Raw genomic sequence first — 16,344 nt, 5'->3', positions numbered from 1 at the left:
TCAACACATAAGCCACCCGGGTCAGTCACCTGTTTGACACTCACAGCGCCTGTGGCGGCGGCGCAGCACCTGGGCCTCAAAAATTACAAACCTTAACAAGGTGGGGATGGCTACGCGACACGTACGACATCCGATGACACAGAATCCGCGCTCAGAGAGAGAGGTCGCCAGCGAGCGGCAGCCAAAAAAAGAGCCCGGCGCCTGCCGGATTGAAACCAGACCCAGGATCTGAGCCCCATGCTGCCCCACGCCCCCCTGTTGCCAACCCACACTGCAGGCCCCCGCCACCATGCCACCGGCCGGGCACTGCTTGCCTGGACGCTGACCGCCGGCCTGGTCGCCTGCGGCGGCGGCACACAAGACACCGTGACCACGGCGAACCCGGAACCCGCCCCCTCGCCCGTGCAACCGACAACGCCCACGCCGACGCCGGTTCCCACACCCACACCCGCGCCTACGCCTACGCCTACGCCCGCACCGACACCGACACCGACACCGACACCGACACCGACACCGACACCTGCTCCTGCTCCTGCTCCTGCTCCTGCTCCTGCTCCTGCTCCTGCTCCTGCTCCTGCTCCTGCTCCTGCTCCTGCTCCTGCTCCTGCTCCTGCTCCTGCTCCTGCTCCTGCTCCTGCTCCTGCTCCTGCACCAGCACCAGCACCAGCACCAGCCAGCCCGGTCGCCCTGAATGTGCGGGTGCAAGGCCTCGGCCTGGGTGGCACGCTCAAGCTAGGGCACGGCTCGGCCACGCTGGATGCAACGCTGAACCAGCCTTACACCTTTGCACCGCAGGTGACTGCCGGGGCGCCGCTGGACTTGCGTGTGCTGGCACAGCCTGCGGGCCAGGCGTGTGCGGTGTCCGGCGCGGCGCCCACCTCCGTGCCTGCCAATGGCGCGCCGGTGTTTGTGCGCTGCATGTACACCAGCGCCGCGCACCTCACCCTGCCCGAGACATTGCCCAACGCCGCGCTGGCCGTGTCCTTTGGCCTGCGTGACATCGCCTACCCAGGCATTGCGTACGAAAGCCGCCCAGGCGTGGTGGGCGGAATCTTCCCGTACGAGTACCGCATCAAGAGCTTCACCCTGGGCGGCGTAGCGCAAAGCACCTCAGGCGTCTCGCTGGACTGGCGCCGGGGCACCGTGCGTTTCACTCCGGCGAGCGAGGGCGCCTACGTGCTCACCCTGGAGATCAAGGACAGTGGCGCTGCACAAAAGACGCTGGAGCAGAGCTTCACGATCCAGTCGACGGCCTCGCGCTTTCTCTTTGTGGACCCGAATGGCACAGACGCTTCAGGGCGCGGCACCCTGGCAGCGCCCTACAAGACCGTGGCCTATGCGCTGGCCAACTCCACGCCCAACCAGGCCATCGTGCTGCGCAGAGGGACTTACCTGCCCGGCAACATCAAGGTGTACGACAACAAGGCCAAGCAGTTTCTCGCCTACCCGGACGAGGTGGTGACGCTGAACTTCAACAAGACCACCAACATCAGCGTGGGCAGCGACATCGCACCCGCGGTGCGCATCGAAGGTTTCGACATCACCGGCGTCACCCAGTGGGGCATCGTCAGCGACCCGAGCAAGGCCGGGCTGGTGATCCGGCATGTGCGTTTTCTCGATGGCGAAGCCACCAACAACGGCGAGAACCCTGCGTTCATCCATGGCTGGGGCGACTCCGGCCCGGCCTGGCGGCACAAGTTCCTCATCCAGGACAACGACTTTGGCCCCTATGTGGGCAACGGCTACGCCACCACGCTGTTCGACGCGGGCCAATCGCTGATCGAGAACAACCAGCTGAACCTGGGTAAGGTGTACGGAGGCTTTCATGACAAGGACAACTCGCAGTACAACACCTACCGCGAGAACTACATCACCTTCTCGGACGCCAACCGCACCGCCATGGGGATTCAGATTTCCGCGCAGGACAACTCGGCCAACGTGCACATTCACCACAACCTGATCGTCAATGCCGGGATCCACCTGGGCGTGCAGTGCTTTCAATCGACCTGCTCCATGCGCGACCATGACGTGCACCACAACACCATCGTCAAGCAGCACATTGGCCTGAATTGGGGGCCCTTCAACCCCAGCAGTGCGGGCACACGCATCAGCCACAACATCATCAGCAACGGCAGCTTGAGCCCCTACGGAGGCCTTTCCTGCCAGAGCCGCCCGGCGGGTCTGGCAAGCCAGCTTGCGGTGGCAGCCAACCTGCTGGAGAGCACCCACCCGCTGGCGTTCAAGGACAGCGAGTGCACAGGCAACGACATGACCTGGGCCGTGTGGCAAGGCACCTATGGCTTTGACACGGCCGCGTCGGGCAGCACGGTGGGCACCACCAGTGTGCTCACAGGCAGCGGGCCTGGCATGGGTCTGCCCGCAGGAAACGCAATGCGCACGCGCCGGGGGCACCAGTACCCCTGAGGCCAGCGCCCTCCAGCACGTTGCCAACCCATAAAAAAAGCCCCGCAGTGCGGGGCTTTTTATTTGAAAATGGCCTCTAGCGGTTATGTATAAAGCGCTAGTAGCTATTTTATTGATAGCATTATTTGCTGCCTGCAGCCTTGTCACGCATGCGGTCGGCACGGGCGCCTGGATCGGGGTGCGAGGACAGCATCTGGTCCATGCCACCTTGCTTGCCGCCCAAGGAGGCCAGCTTGCGGAAGGCCCCTTCCATCGCCTTGACGTTGTACTTGTGCTTTTGCATGAAAGCCAGGCCGTAGTCATCCGACTCGGTTTCCTGGCTTTGCGAGAACTGGCTGTTGAGCAGTTTTTCGCCCAGCTCGCCCAGGTCCGAGTCCGCCAGCTTGGCCGCTGCGCCACCCGAGGCGGCCACGGCCTTGCGGCCGGCCGATGCCATGTAGGCGGTGCGCATCGCGCCCATGGTGTGGGCATGCTTGACGTGGCCGATTTCGTGGCCGATGACGCCCAACAATTCCTGGTCGTTCATCATGTCCATCAGGCCCGCATAGACGCGGATGGAGCCATCGGCTGTGGCGTTGGCGTTGACGTTCTTGCTCAGGTACACCTTGAAGTTGAGCTTGAGGCCATCTTCATTGACGTGCTTGGCCGTCAGGCGGGCCAGGCGCTGAGAGTACTTGTTGTTGGCAGGGGCCAGCTTTTCAGTGCGGTCGCCATAGGCGCGGTACTGCAGGGCTACGGACTTGAGTTCGTCGTCCGACACGGTGGCGGCCTTGAACACATCCAGGGCTGCGCCCACTTTGTTCTCGGACTTGCTGGCGCCCGAACCACCAGCGCTGGTCGAGCCCAGGGCCGACGAGACGGCCGACAGGCCACCGGCAGAGCCCCCGTCAGTGGTGGCGCAGCCCGTCAAGACCAGCGCGCAGGCCATGGCGATGTAAGACAGTTGTTTCATGGTGTGATTTCCCTCTTTGGATGGATGTGAATTCAGTGCAGCGCGCCCCTGCCACACCGCTGGTGCCGCGTGGCCCCTTGCAGCATTGGCAACCCGGGCAGGGGCTTGTTTCAAATGCGGCGTAATTGTTTCACGCACGCCCGCCAAACGCCCTGCCCAGCCCCTTCAATTGCAACCGTTCGTATCTTTACGGAGGCGATTGAAACGCGCCGTACTTTGTAACACTGGCGCTGCTCTGGCGGCCATCGGGCGGCGCAACGCACATCACTTTGCGTTACATATTTCACGCTCGGCGCGTCCATTGCACCACCCCGCACAGCCCAGGGATCCTCTGCACGAATCGAGCTGGCCAAGTGTGCGCTGCGGATCGGGATGGGCTGCAAGGCGCGAAACTGGAGCAATCGGCGCAGCAATAGCCATCGCTATTGCGAGTATTTGCAACGCCGCAGACCGCCCGAGACCGCAGATGCACACGGCGCGGCGATTTGTGCAGAGAGTCCCCAGGTATCCAGGCGCCCTTTGATGCAATGCAAGCCCCGGGGCCGAGGCCAGGGCCACAATGCCAGCGTCATTTTTCAGGGCCGCGCCCCACCCATTCCATGCACATGCACAGCGACGTACTCATCGTGGGCGCAGGCCCTGCCGGCCTGTCTCTGGCGATTTCGCTGGCGCAAGCCGGCTTTACCGCGACGGTGCTGGACCAAAACCCCACCGCAGCGCTGGAGCAGCCCGCCCCGGACGGGCGGGAAATCGCCCTCACCCACCCCAGCGCGGCCACGCTGCAGCGCCTGGGCACCTGGGGCGCGCTGGCGTCCCATGAAATCGGACACATCCGCACTGCAGAAGTGCACGACGGCCCCGTGGGCGCGCACAGCGCCATGCAACTGCAGGCGCCCGATGGGTTTGGCTCCGCCGACACCCCAGCGGGCACCACAGCCTCAGGCCCCCGCCCCCCGCTGGGCTTCATCGTGCCCAACCACGCCCTGCGCCGCACGGCCTACCAGGTGGCGGCCCGCACACCGGGCGTGCGCATCGTGGCCGGGGCGCAGGTGCACCGCGTGGCCGCCCTGGCCACTCACGCCGAGGTGGACTTTGCCCTGGCCACCCAGCCCGGGCAGCCCAGCGAGCGGCTGTGCGCCCCCCTGGTGGTGGCGGCCGACAGCCGCTTTTCTGCCGCCCGACGCCAATTGGGCATTGGTGCGCAGATGACCGACTTTGGGCGCACCGTCATCGTCTGCCGCATGCGCCATGCCGAGCCCCACGGCGACACCGCCCACGAGTGCTTTGGCTACGAACGCACGCTGGCCGTGCTGCCGCTGCCCGATGTAGCCGCCGGTGCGACCGACGGCGCCACTGAGGGCCAAGCGCAGTGCTCCGTGGTGGTCACCGCCCAGGCCGCCGATGCCACCCGCATGCTGGCGCTAGAGCCCGCTGCCTTCACGGCCGAGGTGCAAGCCCAGTTCCAAAACCGCCTGGGCACGATGGAGCTGCTGGGCGAGCGCCACGCCTACCCGCTGGTGGCTGTGTACGCGCAGCGCTTCACCGGCCCACGCTGTGCGCTGCTGGGCGATGCGGCGGTGGGCATGCACCCCGTTACCGCCCATGGCTACAACCTGGGCCTGGCCGGGGTGGAGCGGCTGACGCAGGCCCTGGTGGCCGCCCGCCAGCGCGGGCAGGACTGGGGCGATGCGGCAGCGCTGGCGCCCTATGCGCGGGCCCACCACCTGCATGCCTGGCCCATTTACCAGGGCACCAACGCCATCGTGCGCCTGTACACCGATGCGCGCCCCCTGCCCCGTGCACTGCGCCAGCTGGTGCTGCAAGGCGCGCGGCGCCTGCCGCCGCTCAAGGCGGCCATCGTGGCCCAGCTCACCGGCAAAGCCCCCCGCTGGCAAGCGCCCCTGGCCCGGCTGGGCAACGCGCTGGCCGCCGCCCGGCCACGCGGGTGACGGGCAGGGGCTGTGCCCACGTGCCAAGCGGCACAAGCGGCACAAGCGGCACAAGCGGCCGCTTTGTAAAACCTGCTTACCTCGTGGTCGGTGCTTTGGTCGCTGCGGCGCGGCCGGACCACTATCATCGGCAGCCGCGCCCGACAGGCGCAAAATCGGCCCTTGAGACGAACCCTGGGCATCTGGCGTCCCCACGGGCCTCAGCCCCCGCATTTCCACCGCTGCTATGCAAACACTCCTCTCCGCCTGGCCCGCCGTGGTCCTGCTGCTGCCCGCACTGGTGCTGGTGTCGGCCATCGTCTTTCTGGCCAAGGGTGACCGCCGGGCGTTCGCCTTCCTGATGTCCCTGCTGGCCTGCTACCTGATCGGCGCCTTGCTCATGGAGTTCTTTGTCTTCATGGCCGCGCGCATGGCCCGCGCGGGCAGCGCGCCCACCGTGCCCGTGCTGGGCACGGGCACCAAGCAGTTGCTTGAAACCCTCAGCAACCCCCGCTCCCTCACCGCACCGCCGCTGTCGCTGCCCGCCATCGCGGCCTACTCGGTGCTGGCGTCCTACCTGTGGCTGCTGGTGGGCTGGGGCCTGCACCTGCGCGGCAAAAAGGGCGGCACGGCCAAGAAGAAGCCCGCCAAAAGCACACGCAAGCCCGCCAAGGCCTGAGGGCCGGAGCGGGATCAGCCTGCCTTTGCGCCGCCAATTGCTACTAAATTTATAGCTGCTAGCGCTTATGGAAAAAGCGCTGGAGCCTGTTTTTGCTTAGAACCACACAGTTCCCTGCTCGCCCTGGTTTTACCGAATCTTTACGGCCCAGCAAAAAGGAGGTGCAGTGGGCTCTCTAGATTGCGTTGCTTGAACCGCAACCACCCAGAGAGAGAGCACACGATGGACCGCACCACCCCCCACCTCGCCCCCGCAGCCGCCCCCAACGCGCATTACGGCGGCCTGGCACAAGACCTGCACCGGTTGACCGAACGCCGCAAAGCCCTGCGCTGGCTGGCTGTGGGCACCAGCGTGCCCTTTTCCCTGTGGGGCTGCGGCGGCGGCAGCAGCGACGCCACCACGGCCACGGACACCACGACAGACACGGGGACCGGGACCGGGACCGGCACGGGAACAGGCTCTGGCAGTGGTACGGGAACCGGCACAGGGACCGGAACGGGCACGGGCACCGATACCGGCACCACCACCTGCAGCACCATCCCCAGCGAAACAGCAGGCCCCTACCCCGGCGACGGCACCAACAGCAGTGGCGGCACCGTGGCCAACGCGCTGCTGCTGTCGGGCATTGTGCGCAGCGACATCCGCAGCAGCCTGACCACCAGCACCACGGCTGCGGGCGTGCCGCTGACCATCCGGCTCAAGCTCGTCAACGCCAGCGCCAACTGCGCCAGCCTGGCAGGCTACGCCGTGTACCTGTGGCACTGCGACCGCGACGGCAACTACTCGATGTACAGCACCGGCATCACCAACGAAAACTACCTGCGCGGCGTGCAGGTGGCCGACGCCAATGGCGAGGTGAGCTTCACCACCATCTTCCCTGGCTGCTACGACGGGCGCTATCCGCATGTGCATTTCGAGGTGTACCGCAGCCTGTCGGTGGCCACCTCGGGCAACAACGATGTGAAGACCTCGCAGCTGACCTTCACCCCCGCCGCCATGGCCGAGGTGTACGCCACCACCGCCTACGCCACCAGCCGCACCAACTACGCGCGCACCTCGCTGGCGTCCGACAACGTGTTCAGCGACGACAGTGGCGCCTTGCAAATCGCCGACACCAGCGGTACGGTGAACGGTGGCTACACCGCTGTGCTGCAAGTGGGTGTGGCGGCCTAACCGCCCAGCAGCAACCCCACCACCAGGCCCACCCCGGCGGTCAGCAGATCGCCGGTGACGGTGCGGTCGTCCTCTTGCGTGAAGCGGCGCTTTTGCTGTTCGCGCTCGGCCCGGTTGCGGTCGCGCTCGATCATGATCAGCGCGTCGGCCAGGTCGGGGCGCGGCGCCCCGTCACCGGCGGCGCCAGGCACCTTGGCCGCCGAAGCCACGCGATAGCCCTCCAGGGCGCGTTTGACGGCCTCCGGGTCGATCAGCGAAAACGCCGCCCGGCAATGCGGGCAGGCGTGGTCTTTGCGAATGTCCACCGGCGCACCGCAGCCCGTGCAGTAGATGGCATCCACCCGCCGCGCCAGGTCTTGCACCTCGGCGCGGGTGAGGTGGCGCACGAAGCCCTTCTCGACCATGAACGAAGAAAACGCGCTGAAGCGCCCGTGCTGCTGCGCGCAGCGGTACACCATGTAGCGCCCGCTGCGCACCATGTCATAGCCCTGCGACAGGGGCCGCACGCAGCGCGGGCAGGCCAGGTTGTGCTGCAACGGCCTGCGCTCATCGGTGCGGTGCTGGTGCAGCAGCGCAAACAGCTCGACCACCGCCTGGGGATGCAGCTTCAGGTTCTCTCGGTGGTCAAACCAGATGCCCTGGCAGGCAAAGCACAGGTCCAGCTCCACCGCGCTCTGGCCCCTGCCATGGTCGTGGCCCGCCAGCGTCTGGGTCTGCATGGGCTGGCGGCACGAGGGGCAAAGCGAAGAGGGTTTCATGGCGTAGCGGCTGGACGGGAAGTGACGCGCCATCGTAACCGTCCACCCACCTCACAACCCGCCCACGCACAGCGGCCGCTTCTGCGCCCCGAAATCCACTAGCATCCAGCACACAAATTTTCACAATAAAGGAAACACCATGGGATTCATGGACTGGAAAGTCAAAACCCCCGACGTGCTGGAGCGGGGCGGCGTGGTCGGCCCCGACGAGCGCCTGCCCTGGCCGCAAACCGCCGTGATGGGCGTGCAGCACGTCATCGCCATGTTCGGCGCCACCGTGCTGGCCCCCATCCTCATGGGGTTTGACCCGAACGTGGCCATCCTCATGAGTGGGCTGGGCACGCTGATCTTCTTCCTGATCACCGGCGGCAAAGTGCCCAGCTACCTGGGTTCGAGCTTCGCCTTCATTGGCGTGGTGATTGCAGCCACCAGTTACGCAGGCAAGGGCGCCAATGCCAACATTGGTGTGGCACTGGGCGGCATCATTGCCTGCGGCCTGGTCTACACCCTGATCGGTGTGCTGGTGCAGGCCGTAGGCACGGGCTGGATCGAGCGCTGCATGCCCCCGGTGGTCACCGGTTCGGTGGTGGCCGTGATTGGCCTGAACTTGGCGGGCATCCCCATCAAGAACATGGCCGCGAGCAACTTTGACAGCTGGATGCAGGCCCTGACCTTTGTGTGCGTGGGCCTGGTGGCCGTGCTCACGCGCGGCATGGTGCAGCGCCTGCTGATTCTGGTGGGGCTCATCGTGGCCAGCATCGCCTATGCAGTGCTGACCAACGGCCTGGGCCTGGGCAAGCCCATGGACCTGTCGGCCTTGGCCAACGCGGCCTGGTTTGGCCTGCCCAACTTTGCCGCACCCGTGTTCAGCGCCAACGCCATGCTGCTCATCGCCCCTGTGGCCATCATCCTGGTGGCCGAGAACCTGGGCCACGTCAAAGCCGTCACGGCCATGACGGGCCAGGACCTGGACCGCTATATGGGCCGCGCCTTCATCGGTGACGGCATTGCCACCATGGTCAGCGGCAGCGCAGGCGGCACGGGTGTGACCACCTATGCCGAAAACATCGGCGTGATGGCCGCCACCAAGATTTACTCCACCGCCGTGTTCCTGCTGGCCGGTGTGTTTGCGCTGGTGCTGGGCTTTAGCCCCAAGTTCGGCGCGTTGATCCAAACCATCCCCCTGCCGGTGATGGGCGGTGTCTCCATCGTGGTGTTCGGCCTGATCGCCGTGGCGGGCGCCAAGATCTGGGTGGACAACAAGGTGGACTTCTCGCAGAACAAGAACCTGATCGTGGCCGCCATCACGCTCATCCTGGGCACGGGCGACTTCACGCTCAAGTTCGGCGACTTCGCCCTCGGCGGCATCGGTACCGCCACGTTCGGCGCCATCGTGTTGTACGCGCTGCTCAATCGGTCTACAGACTGACTGACGCAACAACCCACGGCGCACAGGAGATGTGCAGACAGCCCCTGCAGATCTCCGCCGCAAATTTGACGCAAGCCTGACGCCCCCTGACTTTCACGGGGGCATTTGAGGGTAATCACTGACAGGGTTTACACGGTCGTTACCATTTGCCCTGTAGAAGACAGAACCGCCCTGTGGGGCGGTATTTTTTTTGACCGGAGATGGCCCCCATGACCCTGGCAGAGCGCGTTCGTTACCCCGACTTTCACTCACGCATCATGACGGCAGAAGAGGCCGCAGCGTTGATTCCGGCAGGGGCCAACGTGGGGATGAGCGGCTTCACCGGGGCGGGTTATCCCAAGGCGATTCCGCTGGCGCTGGCCAAACGCATTGAGGCCGAACACGCAGCGGGCAAGTCGTTTCGCATCAATGTGTGGACGGGCGCGTCCACCGCGCCCGAGCTGGACGGAGCCCTGGCCAAGGTGGATGGCATCGACATGCGCCTGCCGTTCCAGTCCGACCCCATCTGCCGCGAAAAGATCAACACGGGCAAGATGCAGTTCAATGACATGCACCTGTCGCACGTGGCGCAGCATGCCTGGTTTGGATTTTTGGGCCATCTGGACGTGGCGGTCATCGAGGTGCTGGGGATTCTTCCCGATGGGCGTCTGATTCCCTCCACCGCCGTGGGCAACAACAAGACCTGGCTGGACCTGGCCGACAAAGTCATCATCGAAGTGAACTCCATGGTGCCCGAGGCCATGGAGGGCATGCACGATGTGTACTACGGCACGGCCCTGCCGCCGCACCGCAAGCCGATTCCGCTCACGCAGCCCCACGAGCGCATTGGCGAGCCTTACCTGCGCGTAGACCCCGCCAAGGTGGTGGCCGTGGTGGGCACCCACCAAAGCGACCGCAACACCGTGTTTGCCAAGCCCGACGAAGTGTCGCAAAAGATCGCTTCGCACATCATCGACTTCTTGCTGGCCGAGGTACAGAAGGGCCGCCTTCCCAAGCAATTGCTGCCCCTGCAATCAGGGGTGGGCAATGTGGCCAACGCCGTGCTGGCGGGCCTGCAGGACAGCCCTTTTGAGGGGCTGACCGGTTTCACCGAAGTGCTGCAAGACGGCATGCTCGACTTGCTGCGCACCGGCAAGATGGCTTCGGCATCGGCCACCGCCATCTCGCTGTCCACCGCTGCGCTGGCCGAGTTTGCGAGCAACCTGGACTTCTACCGCGAGCGCATCCTGCTGCGCCCCCAGGAGATCAGCAACCACCCCGAGCTGGTGCGGCGCCTGGGCATCATCGGCATGAACGCGATGATCGAGGCGGACATCTACGGCAACGTCAACTCCACCCACATCATGGGCTCCAGCATGATGAATGGCATTGGCGGCTCGGGCGACTTTGCCCGCAACTGCTACCTCTCGTTTTTCGTCACGCCCTCGCTGGCCAAGGGTGGCTCCATCTCCAGCATCGTCCCCATGGTCTCGCATGTGGACCACACCGAGCACGATGTACAGGTCATCGTGACTGAGCAAGGCCTGGCCGATCTGCGCGGGCACTCGCCCACACAGCGGGCCGAACTCATCATCGAGCACTGCGCCCACCCGGACTTCCGCCCCGCGCTGCGCGACTACCTGGCCCGCGCCCGCAAAGGTGCCACGGGCCAGCATACGCCACACCTGCTGAACGAGGCCTTGTCCTGGCACCAACGGTACGTGGACACAGGCTCCATGCGCTGAGCCGGGGGCGCCAGCCGCCCAGCAAACCGCGCCGAGGGCAGCCCTGCCGCTGCCGCTCGCGGACGCTGCGCTTGCAGAAATCCTCTACCACCCGGTAAAATTAGGGTTAACCCTAGGCTATTCGCCTGGGAATCTCAGGCCTTCGCACGGCCCCACCCCCTTCATGACTTAAGCCGACCTCCCTCAGAGGTCGGCTGTTTTACTTGCGGATTTCACAGCCATGCAACGTCGTCAATTCACACAATCGCTGGTGGCCACCAGCGCAGGCCTTCTCTTTGCCACCGCCTCGCGTGCGGTGGGCGTGCAAGACCCCATGGACAGCAAGACCGTGTCCATCGGTTGTTCCCTGGGCCTGACAGGCCCCTTGGCCAGCCTGGCCCGCGAACTCAAGCAAGGCCTGGATGCCGGTCTGGCGCAGGTCAATGCCAAGGGCATCAATGGCCGCGAGATCAAGCTGGTGGCACTGGACGATGGCTACGACGCCAAACGTTCTGAAGACAACGCCCGCAAGCTGATTGCCGACGCCAATACCGTCGCGCTGATCTCTTGCATGGGAACCCCCAACAACCAGCGCATCCTGCCCCTGGTGGACGAAGCCCAGATCCCCTATGTCGCCCCCCAAAGCGGGGCCACATCGCTGCGCAAGGCCGAGCACCGCTCGGTGTTCCATGTGCGTGCCAGCTATTCGGACGAAGCCCAGCGCCTGACGCAAAAGCTCTTTTCCATGGGCATCACCGATTTGGCCATCGTGTACCAGGACACCGTCTTCGGCCGCGAGTTTCTGGCCGATGTGACGGCGGCCCTCAAGTCCACCGGCCAGACGACGGCGCCCAAGGCGTTCAAGCTGGATGCAGAGGGCAAGGGCGTTGAGAGCGTGGTGGGCCAGGCCGTGGCGGCCAAGCCCATGGCCGTGCTGCTGGGCACGGCCGGTGACGTGACGGCGGCACTGGTCAATGAATTCAAGAAGGTATCGCCCAGCACCCCACTGGCCGCCACCAGCGTGGCCTTGAGCGGTGACAACCTGCGCCAGTTGGGTGGCAAGACGGCAGGCCTGGCCCTGTCAATGGTGTTGCCCGACTCAGGCCGCACCAGCGTGGCACTGGTGCGTGAGTACCAAAAGGCCATGCGCACTGCGGGCTTCCAGGAATTCTCAGCCCGCAGCTTTGAAGGCTATGTCAACGCCCGCGTGCTGGCCGAAGGCCTGGAGCGCGCAGGCCGCGAGCTGACCCGTGGCAAGCTGCGCTCTGCCTTGGCGAGCCTGCGCAGCCACGACATGGGAGGCATGACGGTGGACTTCAGCGGCGGCGCACCCTACGTGGGCTCGCGCTTTGTGGACCTGGGCATCCTGGGCGCCAACGGCCGCGTGGTCGGCTGATTCAGCCCATTAGTGGGGGTGCTCGCGCTGGCAATCAGCCGACGAAACGGCCCGAGCCGTTGAGCACACCCATATCGACAAACCGGGACCCTACGTAAGGGGCCTGGCCGCCGTAGTCGATGGTGAGCCCCCCCAGGTCCAGGTTGCGAATGCCCGCCAGCGCGGTGCGAAGCTTGCTGCGGGTAGGGTCGGCGCCGGCACGCTCCAGGCCTTCGGCCAGCACGCGGGTGTTGACGTAGGCCTCCAACGTGCCCAGGTTGAACTCTTGCACACCCTTGGCACGCATGGCGGCCTGGTAGTCGCGCACCAGCGCGGTCTTGGCGCGGTTGGGGTCAGGCATCACCATGGTGACCGCCAAACCACTGCCCGCATCGCCCAGTTGTTTGAGGCCATCGCTCGTCAGGGTCACACTCAGGCCCGCCATCAACACACCGGGCAGGTTCTTTTTCAGCCCGCGCACCAGCTCGACCGATGCCGAACCTGCCGTAGCCAACAGCACCGCCGCCGGGCGCGCCTGGCCTACCTTGGCCAGCACATCGCTCAGGTTCTTGCCATCGGTGGCCAGAGCCGCCTGCACGAGTGGCTTGAGGCCCTGCTCTGCCAAAAAGCGCGTGGAGTCTTCCAGCATTTCGCGCCCATAAGCGTTGTCCAGGTTCACGATGCCGATGTCCTTGAGCCCCATGCCCGCCAGGCGTTGCACCAGGCGGCGCACTTCGTCGGTGTAGCTGGCGCGCACATGGAACACGTTGCGTGAGCCCTTGCGCAGCGACGATGCCCCGGTGAACGGCGCCACATACGGAATGCCCGCTTCGTCGATCAAAGGCAGGATCCCTGCGTTGTTGGGCGTGCCCACACAGGACATCAGTGCAAACGCACTGCCCTGGCTGATGATTTGCTGGATGTTCTCGGTGGTGCGCTGGGGCACATAGCCATCGTCCACCACCTGCAGTTGCACCGCGCGGCCATGGATGCCGCCACGCGCGTTGATTTGTGCCAGCGCGGCTTCGGCGCCGAGTTTGATGTCTTGCCCAAAGCCTGCCAACGGGCCGGTGAGTGCAGCCGAGCAGCCAATCGTCAGGCTCTTGCTGCTGATGCCGCCCTCTTGCGCAAACACATTGCGCACCAGTGCAGGGGCTGCCAGGGCAGCAACCAGACGAGGGGCATGGGTGACAAATTGGCGACGCAGCATAGAACACGGACTCCTGAGAATTGACCACAATGGCACGCGACCGACCTGCCGCCACCAGTGCCCCGAACACAGGGCAACACGGCAATCTATGCGGTGGCTTGCGGGAGCGCCAGAGAATCAACCCTTAGGCTGTCTCTGCAAGCACCGTGCAGCCTCATTCGCACATCCCTCATGCACCGACAGGAACCCGCACCCATGTCCATCTGGAAAAAGCCCATCTCCGTCCAAAGCCTGAACGACACCAGCGCCAACACCGCCACCAGCCACCTGGGCATTGAGCTGACAGAAGTGGGCGACGACTTCGTGCGTGGCCGCGTGCCCGTGGACGAGCGCACCCGCCAGCCGTTTGGCCTGCTGCACGGCGGCGTGAGCGTGGTGCTGGCCGAGACCCTGGGCTCGCTGGGCGCCTACTACGCCAGCCCCGAAGGCCACCGTGCCGTGGGGCTGGACATCAACGCCAACCACCTGCGCGCAGCCACCAGCGGCTGGGTCACCGGCACGGCACGGCCAGTGCACATTGGCCGCACCACGCAGGTTTGGCAGATTGACATGGTCAACGACGCGGGCGAGCTGACCTGCGTCTCGCGCATCACCATGGCCGTGTTGGCGCCCAAGGGCTAAGCCTGTTGCCAGGCTCGCACCCGGGAGCCTCGGCGCAAATCGAGCAGTCATTCCGCGCCGCAGATTGACGAGGACTGCCGGTCGCAAGGCACAGCCATCGCTCTTGCCTCTATTGCGCGCATTGACTTGAGAAGCAGGCCGACTGAGGCCACGGGTGCCGGGTGCACGCTAATGAGCGCAGAGGTTTCCAAAAGGCTTGTCGCCGTCACGACCCCATGCCAATACATCCCCAAACGCAAAAGCCCGCAAGGCAGGCCTTGCGGGCTTTTTTGGGGTGCCCTCTCGGGGCAGCGCCGTTCGATCAGAACTCGCCGCGGTCGGTTTGATGGACGCGGGCAGCGGCAATCGCTTCGGCGCGCACTTCAGCGCGGCTGCGGGAACCGTGCGCAGAGGCGTCGCTGTAAGCAACGTCAGAGCCTTCGGCATCGTGCGGCATCGTGCCATTGGCGCGGGCAGCGGCCAGATCGGCAGCCACTGCGGCGCGGGTCAGCGTGCCTTGGGCCGATGCGGCTGCGGGGTAGTTGGAGCCTTCACCAAAAGCGCCCACCGATTGGGCTTGGGCAGCCAAGGAGCTCAGGGCCAGAACGGACAGGGCGGCGAGAGTGCGATAGTTCTTCTTCATGGTCATACCTTTCATATCAACAGTCAGATGCGGGCCAGAGGAGACCACCCAGAGGGCGGAGGCCAGTGCAACCTGCGTCGGTGAGCGCCAGTTGAACGCGTCGCTCATCGATGGGATGAACTGTATCTAGGGTTTCCACGGAGATAAACGCCCTTCCGTGGAACGAAATGTTCATGAAATTGAAACAATCAAACGGAACTTTTTGGATTCAATACACCGATGAACATGATGTAAAGAAGTGTGTCGACACCCCAGCCGGCCAGCCTTTTGGCCAACAAAAGGTCGGCGGACTGCCCTGTCGCCAAAGCAGTCTTTCGGCGGCTGACCACCATCCGTTACGATCGGCCAACCCGCTCACGCCTCCCACCCGCCTCAGCCTGCGTGACGCACTCCATCAAAGGCAATGTGGTGTTCCGCTTTCTGATCCATGGCTCGATTCTGTTGGCATTGGCAGCTCCCGTGGCGGCATCGGCAGAGCCTTGGTTCGCCGTGCTGGGAGACCCCAGCGAAAAAAACGGGGAACTGATCGAAGTACTGCCCGCCCCCACGTCCCTGGGCGAGCGTGTGCTGCTGGATTTGCGCGTATCACGCAGCCACCAGCGCACGTCGTTCCGAGGACAAAAATACCGCTCCTACGTGGCCAAAGTCAGCGTGGATTGCACGGCACAAAAGGCGTGGTATCTCTGGCTTTCGTACCATGCAGGGCCCCAATGGCAAGGGCCTGCGATTGCCAAGGAAAACTACGAGGAAGGTCAGGCTCCCGTGCTGTTCAAGGACGTGCCCGGTCAGCCCTACAAGCGGCTGATCAAAGCCGCGTGCAAGGCACGGCCAGCCGTCCGTTGATGGGCGGTAAGCAGCACTAACTGCGAGACTCCACCCGGGTCAGTACCAGGCGGTCTTCGTAGCGAATCACCACCAGATCTTCGCCGATATCGCAGACCTCGACAGGCAGCGGCAACTCTTTGCGGAAATCACCCGTCGACGTCAGGAGCCACACCGCTGCCCCGTCGGGCAGCGATACCTCCAGCTTCCATCCCCATTCGCTGGAGAACTGCTCGTGGGCCAATCGTGCAGGCATCCAGTCCGTAGAGGCTTGCGCCTGGGCCATCAGCGCCCCCTCTGCTTGCCACTTGCGGTACCCCAGCGCCTGGATCAGCAAAACCGCAGCGCCCAACCAACCCAAAGCAGGCGCCTCCCAATAGAAACCCAGAGCCACCATGGCGCAGGGGAAGGCCACGCCGAGCCAACCGAACTTGCCAGAAAAAGGATGTTCCTCGTTGACCCAGCGGGCTGAAGTGCGGTGACTGTCCATGGCAGTGGCAGAAGGAGGTTGGAGCCTTTTGGCGATCTATTCATCGTACCCGCAGCTCTGCAGCCATGCCAGCAGCCCAGACCCGCGAGTAACCATGCTTTTGGTGTGACAGCCTTGTGCAAACCCCTACGACCCATCACGGCATATGCACAAGGTCA

The 16,344-nt window shown here is 64.8% G+C and carries 15 protein-coding genes; 9 read left to right on the top strand and 6 right to left on the bottom strand.

Annotation, left to right across the window (positions count from 1 at the left end; all coding sequences use genetic code 11):
• Positions 1 to 466 precede the first annotated feature (466 nt).
• Entirely contained in the window at positions 467 to 670 is a 204-nt protein-coding gene (locus tag CLU88_RS23005; RefSeq protein WP_158235611.1) for a hypothetical protein, read from the bottom strand.
• Between the two features lie 29 nt (positions 671 to 699).
• Here CLU88_RS23005 and CLU88_RS15670 point away from each other — a divergent pair, with 29 nt between their 5' ends.
• Positions 700 to 2,424 (top strand): right-handed parallel beta-helix repeat-containing protein, encoded by a 1,725-nt coding sequence (locus CLU88_RS15670; protein WP_099657384.1) that lies wholly within the window; start codon positions 700 to 702, stop codon positions 2,422 to 2,424.
• 121 nt (positions 2,425 to 2,545) lie between these two features.
• On the opposite strand, the gene CLU88_RS15665 is transcribed toward CLU88_RS15670, so the two are convergent.
• Positions 2,546 to 3,376 (bottom strand): M48 family metallopeptidase, encoded by an 831-nt coding sequence (locus CLU88_RS15665; protein WP_099657383.1) that lies wholly within the window; start codon positions 3,374 to 3,376, stop codon positions 2,546 to 2,548.
• A 599-nt stretch (positions 3,377 to 3,975) separates the two neighbouring features.
• Between CLU88_RS15665 and ubiM the strand changes: the two genes are divergently transcribed.
• The 3 genes from ubiM (at position 3,976) to CLU88_RS15650 (ending at position 7,156) form a co-directional block, all read left to right on the top strand.
• The gene (gene ubiM, locus CLU88_RS15660; protein ID WP_143226022.1) at positions 3,976 to 5,325 is read left to right on the top strand and encodes a 5-demethoxyubiquinol-8 5-hydroxylase UbiM; all 1,350 of its coding nucleotides are present in this window, start codon (positions 3,976 to 3,978) and stop codon (positions 5,323 to 5,325) included.
• A gap of 226 nt (positions 5,326 to 5,551) precedes the next feature.
• On the top strand, positions 5,552 to 5,983 hold the full coding sequence (locus tag CLU88_RS15655; RefSeq protein WP_099657382.1) for a hypothetical protein: 432 nt from the start codon (positions 5,552 to 5,554) through the stop codon (positions 5,981 to 5,983).
• Positions 5,984 to 6,205: 222 nt separating this feature from the next.
• Positions 6,206 to 7,156 carry an intradiol ring-cleavage dioxygenase gene (locus CLU88_RS15650; protein ID WP_099657381.1) on the top strand — a complete coding sequence of 317 codons (951 nt, stop codon included), beginning with the start codon at positions 6,206 to 6,208 and terminating at the stop codon, positions 7,154 to 7,156.
• On the opposite strand, the gene CLU88_RS15645 is transcribed toward CLU88_RS15650, so the two are convergent.
• Entirely contained in the window at positions 7,153 to 7,914 is a 762-nt protein-coding gene (locus CLU88_RS15645) for a zf-TFIIB domain-containing protein (protein ID WP_099657380.1), read from the bottom strand. The two genes, CLU88_RS15650 and CLU88_RS15645, sit on opposite strands and share 4 nt — an antisense overlap.
• Before the next feature lie 139 nt (positions 7,915 to 8,053).
• Here CLU88_RS15645 and CLU88_RS15640 point away from each other — a divergent pair, with 139 nt between their 5' ends.
• The 3 genes from CLU88_RS15640 (at position 8,054) to CLU88_RS15630 (ending at position 12,442) form a co-directional block, all read left to right on the top strand.
• Complete coding sequence (locus CLU88_RS15640; RefSeq protein WP_099657379.1) at positions 8,054 to 9,343, top strand: solute carrier family 23 protein; 1,290 nt, start codon at positions 8,054 to 8,056, stop codon at positions 9,341 to 9,343.
• 209 nt (positions 9,344 to 9,552) lie between these two features.
• The gene (locus tag CLU88_RS15635) at positions 9,553 to 11,067 is read left to right on the top strand and encodes an acetyl-CoA hydrolase/transferase family protein (protein ID WP_199173463.1); all 1,515 of its coding nucleotides are present in this window, start codon (positions 9,553 to 9,555) and stop codon (positions 11,065 to 11,067) included.
• Positions 11,068 to 11,287: 220 nt separating this feature from the next.
• A complete protein-coding gene (locus CLU88_RS15630) occupies positions 11,288 to 12,442 on the top strand; it encodes an ABC transporter substrate-binding protein (RefSeq protein WP_099657378.1) in 1,155 nt (384 codons plus the stop codon).
• A 34-nt stretch (positions 12,443 to 12,476) separates the two neighbouring features.
• On the opposite strand, the gene CLU88_RS15625 is transcribed toward CLU88_RS15630, so the two are convergent.
• Positions 12,477 to 13,631 carry an ABC transporter substrate-binding protein gene (locus tag CLU88_RS15625; RefSeq protein ID WP_099657377.1) on the bottom strand — a complete coding sequence of 385 codons (1,155 nt, stop codon included), beginning with the start codon at positions 13,629 to 13,631 and terminating at the stop codon, positions 12,477 to 12,479.
• Positions 13,632 to 13,826: 195 nt separating this feature from the next.
• Between CLU88_RS15625 and CLU88_RS15620 the strand changes: the two genes are divergently transcribed.
• Positions 13,827 to 14,252, top strand: coding sequence for a hotdog fold thioesterase (locus CLU88_RS15620; RefSeq protein ID WP_099657376.1), 426 nt, complete (start codon positions 13,827 to 13,829; stop codon positions 14,250 to 14,252).
• A 301-nt stretch (positions 14,253 to 14,553) separates the two neighbouring features.
• Here CLU88_RS15620 and CLU88_RS15615 read toward each other — a convergent pair whose 3' ends face one another.
• Positions 14,554 to 14,874: a DUF4148 domain-containing protein gene (locus CLU88_RS15615; protein WP_099658930.1), complete on the bottom strand. Its 321-nt coding sequence runs from the start codon at positions 14,872 to 14,874 to the stop codon at positions 14,554 to 14,556.
• A 381-nt stretch (positions 14,875 to 15,255) separates the two neighbouring features.
• Between CLU88_RS15615 and CLU88_RS15610 the strand changes: the two genes are divergently transcribed.
• Entirely contained in the window at positions 15,256 to 15,717 is a 462-nt protein-coding gene (locus CLU88_RS15610) for a surface-adhesin E family protein (RefSeq protein WP_233205494.1), read from the top strand.
• 16 nt (positions 15,718 to 15,733) lie between these two features.
• On the opposite strand, the gene CLU88_RS15605 is transcribed toward CLU88_RS15610, so the two are convergent.
• Positions 15,734 to 16,186 carry a hypothetical protein gene (locus tag CLU88_RS15605; protein ID WP_099657375.1) on the bottom strand — a complete coding sequence of 151 codons (453 nt, stop codon included), beginning with the start codon at positions 16,184 to 16,186 and terminating at the stop codon, positions 15,734 to 15,736.
• Between the last annotated feature and the right edge of the window lie 158 nt (positions 16,187 to 16,344).

It is taken from the genome of Acidovorax sp. 56 (genome assembly GCF_002749705.1).
Classification (GTDB): Bacteria; Pseudomonadota; Gammaproteobacteria; order Burkholderiales; family Burkholderiaceae_C; genus Acidovorax.
This window is presented reverse-complemented; position numbering and strand designations above follow the sequence as displayed.

Coding starts and splice junctions, on each gene's coding strand:
- CLU88_RS15665 (WP_099657383.1), bottom strand. CDS start 3,376: ATGAAACAACTGTCTTACATCGCCATGGCCTGCGCGCTGGTCTTGACG.
- ubiM (WP_143226022.1), top strand. CDS start 3,976: ATGCACATGCACAGCGACGTACTCATCGTGGGCGCAGGCCCTGCCGGC.
- CLU88_RS15655 (WP_099657382.1), top strand. CDS start 5,552: ATGCAAACACTCCTCTCCGCCTGGCCCGCCGTGGTCCTGCTGCTGCCC.
- CLU88_RS15650 (WP_099657381.1), top strand. CDS start 6,206: ATGGACCGCACCACCCCCCACCTCGCCCCCGCAGCCGCCCCCAACGCG.
- CLU88_RS15645 (WP_099657380.1), bottom strand. CDS start 7,914: ATGAAACCCTCTTCGCTTTGCCCCTCGTGCCGCCAGCCCATGCAGACC.
- CLU88_RS15640 (WP_099657379.1), top strand. CDS start 8,054: ATGGGATTCATGGACTGGAAAGTCAAAACCCCCGACGTGCTGGAGCGG.
- CLU88_RS15635 (WP_199173463.1), top strand. CDS start 9,553: ATGACCCTGGCAGAGCGCGTTCGTTACCCCGACTTTCACTCACGCATC.
- CLU88_RS15630 (WP_099657378.1), top strand. CDS start 11,288: ATGCAACGTCGTCAATTCACACAATCGCTGGTGGCCACCAGCGCAGGC.
- CLU88_RS15625 (WP_099657377.1), bottom strand. CDS start 13,631: ATGCTGCGTCGCCAATTTGTCACCCATGCCCCTCGTCTGGTTGCTGCC.
- CLU88_RS15620 (WP_099657376.1), top strand. CDS start 13,827: ATGTCCATCTGGAAAAAGCCCATCTCCGTCCAAAGCCTGAACGACACC.
- CLU88_RS15615 (WP_099658930.1), bottom strand. CDS start 14,874: ATGAAGAAGAACTATCGCACTCTCGCCGCCCTGTCCGTTCTGGCCCTG.
- CLU88_RS15605 (WP_099657375.1), bottom strand. CDS start 16,186: ATGGACAGTCACCGCACTTCAGCCCGCTGGGTCAACGAGGAACATCCT.